Consider the following 2,911-nt stretch of genomic DNA (forward strand, 5'->3'; position numbering starts at 1 on the left):
GACCCCGATACGAGCAAGACCGCAGCCTCTTGGTTCGGTGCGTGTATCTTCCTCATCGTGGCTGCCACCATCCTACGTTCTTTCTTCTTGTAACAATGGCTGAGTGGGAAATCAACAAAGGTGTAGGTCGGACGGTAGAGTTCAAGGGTTTGAAGGCACAGTATCTTTTCCTCTTTGCGGGAGGGCTGCTGGCTGTCTTCTTTCTCGTGGTCATTCTCTATCTCTGTGGAGTGAGCCAGATAGCCTGTCTGGTCATAGGCATAGTGGGTGCCACCCTTGTGGTGTGGCAAACGTTTGCCATGAACCGAAAGTATGGGCAATACGGACTCATGAAAAAGGGAGCCGTGAGAATGCACCCACGCTACCTTTTGAACCGCCGGACGGTCTATCACCTTATCCGTAACCTTCAACCCAAAAGAAAGAAGCAATGAGAAACAACAGTAAGATAACTACCTTGGAGTCGAAGTTCCCGCTGCTCTCCGTTGAGCAGGGGTGTATGGTGAGCAAGGACGCAGATATTACGGTCGCCTTCCGTTTGGAACTACCCGAACTCTTTACCGTCACCTCTGCCGAATACGAGGCAATGCACTCTGCCTGGCATAAGGCAATCAAGGTACTACCCAATTACAGCATCGTACACAAGCAGGACTGGTTCATCAAGGAGGACTATCAAGGAAAGCTCTCCGATGGCGGACTGAGTTTCCTTGCCCGTTCCTCTGAACGGCATTTTAACGAGCGTCCGTATCTATACCACTCGGTCTATCTCTTCCTAACCAAGACGAACAAGCATCGTATGGCACAGCAGAGCAATTTTTCTTCGCTTTGTCGTGGACATCTGCTGCCCAAGGAAATTACCAACAAAGATGAGGTGATGAAGTTCATGGAAGCCGTAGACCAGTTCGAGCGTATCATCAACGATACCGAGCAGATAAGGATTGTCCGCATGACTGAAGATGAGTTAGTTGGCACAAATGAAAAGGGCGGCCTGCTTGACAGGTATTTCTCTCTTTCAGAAGAGGGACATGCCTCTTTGGAGGACATCCGTCTGGGCGCAGACCTTGTGCGTGTGGGCGACAATATGCTTTGTCTACACACACTCTCCGACACGGATGACCTGCCGACAACGGTCAGCACGGACAGCCGATATGAACGGCTATCTACCGACAGAAGTGACTGTCGTCTTTCCTTAGCCTCTCCCGTAGGTTTGATGCTACCCTGTAACCATATCTATAACCAGTACCTCTTCATAGAGGACAGCGATGTCAACTTGGAACGCTTCGAGAAGCAGGCAAGGAATATGCACTCGCTGGCACGCTACAGCCGTAGCAACCAAATCAACGAGGAGTGGATACAGGAGTATCTCAATATTGCCCACTCACAGGGACTGACCTCTATCCGTGCCCACTTCAATGTGCTGGCATGGAGTAGTGATAAGGAAGAACTTCGCCAGATCAAGAATGACGTGGGCTCGGCACTTGCTCTTATGGAATGCCACCCACGTCACAACACCATTGATGCGGCAACGCTCTACTGGGCGGGTATACCCGGCAATGCGGCAGACTTTCCTGCAGAAGAGTCATTCTATACTTTTATCGAGCCTGCCCTTTGTTTCTTCACGGCAGAGACGAACTATAAGGACTCGCTCTCTCCCTTTGGTATCAAGATGGCTGACCGACTTTCGGGTAAGCCCATCCACCTCGACATCTCCGACCTGCCAATGAAGCGCGGCGTGATTACCAACCGTAACAAGTTCATCTTGGGTCCTTCGGGTAGTGGTAAGTCTTTTTTTACCAACCACATGGTACGCCAGTATTACGAGCAGGGAGCGCACGTCCTCTTAGTTGATACGGGAAACTCCTATCAAGGCTTGTGTGAACTTATCCACCGCAAGACCAAGGGTGAGGACGGCGTGTATTTCACCTATACCAATGAAAATCCGATATCCTTCAACCCTTTTTATACGGATGATTACTTCTTCGATGTAGAGAAAAGGGAGAGTATCTGCACATTATTACTTACACTTTGGAAAAGTGCTGATGAACATATCACCAAGACCGAAGCAGGCGAACTCGGTTCTGCCGTCAATGCCTATATCGAACTTATCAGGACGGATCATACCATCGTTCCCTGCTTCAATACCTTCTATGAGTATCTGCGGGACGTGTACCGCAAGGATATGGAAAAGCGTGACATCAAGGTAACACTCTCGGACTTCAATATCAACAACCTCTTGACGACACTGAAGCAATACTATCGTGGCGGTCGTTATGATTTCCTGCTGAACTCGGACAAGAACATCGACTTGCTTAGTAAGCGTTTCATCGTCTTTGAAATCGACCAAGTGAAGGACAACAAAGACCTTTTCCCTGTGGTAACGATTATCATCATGGAAGCCTTCATCAATAAGATGCGCCGATTAAAGGGTATCCGCAAGATGATACTCATTGAGGAAGCGTGGAAAGCCATCGCTTCGGCAAACATGGCGGACTACATAAAATATTTGTATAAGACCGTCAGAAAGTATTTCGGGGAAGCCATTGTGGTAACGCAGGAGGTGGATGACATTATTCAGTCGCCCATTGTCAAGGAGAGTATCATCAACAACTCCGACTGCAAGATACTGCTCGACCAGCGCAAGTATATGACCAAGTTCGATGGTATACAGGCGATGCTCGGTCTTTCGGAAAAGGCAAAGAGCCAGATACTCTCCATCAATCAGAACAACGACCCCAACCGACTCTACAAGGAAGTGTGGATAGGCTTGGGCGGTATGCAGAGTGCCGTCTATGCCACGGAAGTGAGCATGGAGGAATACCTCACCTACACCACTGAGGAAACCGAGAAGGTAGAGGTCATGCAGCGTGCGGAACAGCTCGGTGGCGACATCGAGACCGCTATCCGCCAGCTTGCC

At 49.4% G+C, this 2,911-nt stretch carries 3 protein-coding genes; all 3 read left to right on the plus strand.

What is annotated here, in order from left to right:
• Nucleotides 1–93: DUF4134 family protein (locus BN35_RS12515; protein WP_044071599.1), on the plus strand; the 93-nt coding region annotated here is incomplete at its 5' end.
• Nucleotides 94–95: 2 nt separating this feature from the next.
• The gene (locus BN35_RS12520) at nt 96–431 is read left to right on the plus strand and encodes a DUF4133 domain-containing protein (RefSeq protein ID WP_028901373.1); all 336 of its coding nucleotides are present in this window, start codon (nt 96–98) and stop codon (nt 429–431) included.
• Nucleotides 428–2,911: TraG family conjugative transposon ATPase (locus tag BN35_RS12525; RefSeq protein WP_044071600.1), on the plus strand; the 2,484-nt coding region annotated here is incomplete at its 3' end. The genes BN35_RS12520 and BN35_RS12525, both read left to right, overlap by 4 nt.

The organism is Hoylesella timonensis 4401737 = DSM 22865 = JCM 15640, from assembly GCF_000455445.1.
GTDB classification, from domain to species: Bacteria; Bacteroidota; Bacteroidia; order Bacteroidales; family Bacteroidaceae; genus Prevotella; species Prevotella timonensis.

What these genes read in the sequence shown, in the direction of transcription:
- BN35_RS12520 (WP_028901373.1), top strand. Translation starts at nt 96, where the DNA reads ATGGCTGAGTGGGAAATCAACAAAGGTGTAGGTCGGACGGTAGAGTTC.